General features: G+C 55.8%; 2 protein-coding genes and 2 tRNA genes. 1 reads left to right on the plus strand and 3 read right to left on the minus strand.

Annotated elements, in window-relative coordinates; translation table 11 throughout:
• Positions 1-877 (plus strand): hypothetical protein (locus tag AB4043_RS23235; RefSeq protein WP_442308231.1); only part of this gene is annotated, 877 nt, incomplete at its 5' end.
• A 235-nt stretch (positions 878-1,112) separates the two neighbouring features.
• On the opposite strand, the gene AB4043_RS23240 is transcribed toward AB4043_RS23235, so the two are convergent.
• The 3 genes from AB4043_RS23240 to AB4043_RS23250 form a co-directional block, all read right to left on the minus strand.
• A tRNA-Cys gene (locus tag AB4043_RS23240) sits at positions 1,113-1,187 on the minus strand.
• A 38-nt stretch (positions 1,188-1,225) separates the two neighbouring features.
• Positions 1,226-1,300, minus strand: a tRNA-Gly gene (locus tag AB4043_RS23245).
• 56 nt (positions 1,301-1,356) lie between these two features.
• Positions 1,357-2,954 (minus strand): type II secretion system protein GspD (locus tag AB4043_RS23250; RefSeq protein WP_442308232.1); only part of this gene is annotated, 1,598 nt, incomplete at its 5' end.

Consider the following 2,954-nt stretch of genomic DNA (forward strand, 5'->3'; position numbering starts at 1 on the left):
CATGAATACTGCGACAGGCTATTTGCCTGGCGATAGCGGCACCTATGTCGCGATGCACGCTCCTCTGGCAGGGAACAAGCCCGCTGATTGGAGCGTCGTCCTGGAGACCACGTCCGCGAACCGTATGCAACACGTCACACTGCAGGTGGGCAGGGGACTAAGCAACGAGACCGCGTTTGTCTGGCAGACGAATGCAACAAAGACGTTTGAACAGGTTGCTGCTATTCCCGTGAAAGACGGCGGATTGACGTATGACTTTGAACCGGGCTCCATCTATACCATCACGACAACTATCGGCCAAAATCGCGGTACAAGCCGTCCGCCTGCAGCTGCGGCATTTCCTTTCCCTTATGCTGACGATTTTGAAGCAGTAGAAATCGGTCGCACTGCGAAGTATCTGAGCGATCAGGACGGCGCATTTGAAGCGGCTGCATGTGACGGACGCACCGGCCACTGCCTGCAACAGAAGATCACGGAAAAGCCAACTCCCTGGTCGCCACGGCCTGATCCATTCACCATCGCAGGTGACATCAAGTGGAGCGACTACAAAATTGGTATCGATGTAACGGTGCCTAAGAATGGTGTCGCAACGCTACTTGGGCGGATAGATTCCGCGGATGTCTTCCAGGACCACAAGGCTATGTATCCAAGCGCTTATGTTCTCAAGATGGAAGCGAATGGTATGTGGTCACTGCTTTCGACGCGATTCAAGAATGCTCCGACGGCTCTTGCTCAGGGACATATTGATATCGGACAAGGGTGGCATCGAATAGAGCTGCAGTTTCAGGGAGCCTCAATCACCGCGCTCTTAGACGGGAAGCAACTTGCAGTGGTTCAAGATACCGCACACTCTTCAGCAGCCCAAAAGAGTTTGTAACTGGAAGCCGGTTCCAGGCTAGAGCATCTGCGGATGTAGTGTAGGCTCCCCATCTATGGCCGTTTGCCGCAATGAAAACGCCGCTACACGTCTCTTCCGTCATACCCCAGAAACAGGGAAGTGCTCTGGAGGCATTTGGAAGGGATATCCAGTGGGATCTGTACGAGGGAGTTTTTCTATTGGAGCTTAGCGTCGGCTGGAGGATTTTCGTAAGTCGCTAAGTTGTTGGGGAGTTTGGAGGCGCGGGTCGGAATCGAACCGACGCATAAAGGTTTTGCAGACCTCTCCCTTACCACTTGGGTACCGCGCCGAATGCTGTAGGGATTGACAGCAGTGGAGGGACTTTATTGGAGCGGGAGACGGGATTAGAACCCGCGACATCTTCCTTGGCAAGGAAGCACTCTACCACTGAGCTACTCCCGCCCGTTCCAAGAACAACTATATCGATTGGGGCGAAATCAATCAAGTCCGCCCGTGACTTAGTTGTTGGAAACGGTGATCGGAACCAGGGGGCCTGTATTTCCTTTGCGGCGGTTGCGAACGATGTGGGGCGTCAACAGAATGACCAGATCGCTCTTGCTGCGTGAGCTCTGCTTGTTTGTGGTGCTGCCGAAGCCAGGCAGCTCGCTCAGCCCCGGCAAGCCGCTTACCGCGTACGCCTCCTGCTCCGACATGGCCGAGACCAGCATGATGGTGTCTCCGTCATGTGTCGTGACGTCTGATGCATATTGACGGCTTGCGAGTACAGGGATGCCGTTCAGCGAGGTTCCAGCCAAGGCCTCGATCTTGAAGTCCATCTTGACGTGAATGTCCCCGGTCTTCTGGATGGTCGGCTCGGCCTTGAGGGTCAGTCCCAGGTCTTCGTATTGAATCTGCGGAATGGCGTTGCTTAGCAGATTCGATGAGGAGGAGTTGGTTCCAAGATACTGCGCCAGCAGGGATGRGGCTGTTGATGATGCCGACGAAGTGRGGTCCGAATAAAGAGAGGTAGCGATCGGATAGCGCGTTCCCGCGCGGAAGGTCGATTGCTCTCGGTCGCGGACACGCAGCATCACGTCATCCAGTGCACGTGAATCAGATGACGTGAAACCCAGGTTCAGTATCGGTGTGAGTCCGGCAGAAAGGACAGTAGTCGTCAGGCCTCCGCCAACCGCGAGGAACGAATTGGTCAGCAAGCTGGAGCTCACAACTCCCGAAGCCAACAGGTACAGCGCAATCTGTGTCGGTGTTGTCGACGAAGTGAAGATGCCGGCTGCATAGAGCTGATTGATCAGGCTCTGATTGGACGAAATGATGCTCTGCGCCTGTGATGCAAGGTTGTAAGCGCTGAGCTGCGTTGGAAGAATGATGCCTACATTCCGCGTACGCGAGGTGTCCAGGGAATAGACCTTCAGGTCAAAGACAACTTCGCTTCCGCCATCCAGAAGGTCGCTGAGCACGGCATTCATGGCGTTGATGGACTGCTGCGGTGCTCGTACCACCAGGTTTCCTGAATTTACCTGGACTGTCGCCAGCTTGATATCGAAGACCTGGCGCACAACGTTACCCAGCTCGGTCATCTGCGTGTTGTTCAGGCCGGCAAGATACACCGTTTCCTGAAAGAGATGCTCGTACTGGTCGTGATTCTCCAGGGTATCGCCGGCGACGATGATGGTGTGTTCGTCAATGGGAACGGCGAAGGTGTGGAAGAGCTGGCCAAGGATATCGAGAGAACGCTGATAGGTCAGGCCGTCGAGATCAATCTTCGTCTGCTCGCCGCTGAGGCCGTTGCCAAAGATAACGCGGAGGCCGGCCTGATTGGCGGCTGCCATGTAGGCTTCGCGGGCCCCTCCCCGCAGGTGCAGGCTGATCGGAGTGTTTTTGAGGGCCAGGGAGATTGGACCGGCAAGCTGTGGCACCGCATCGGCAGGCAAAGTCGGCACCGCCTCAACACGCGGCGTAGTGTCAAGGTTGGCGAAATGCTGCGTAACGATAGGATTGTCCGGGGCAAGGGCACGTGCCTGTTCCAGAAGGCGGGATGCATCCGTCAGGTTCCCCGAAAGTCCGGCATTGGCTGATTGCTGTACGAGCCCTGTGA

The sequence above is a fragment of the Terriglobus sp. YAF25 genome, assembly GCF_052113305.1.
Taxonomy (GTDB): Bacteria; Acidobacteriota; Terriglobia; order Terriglobales; family Acidobacteriaceae; genus Terriglobus.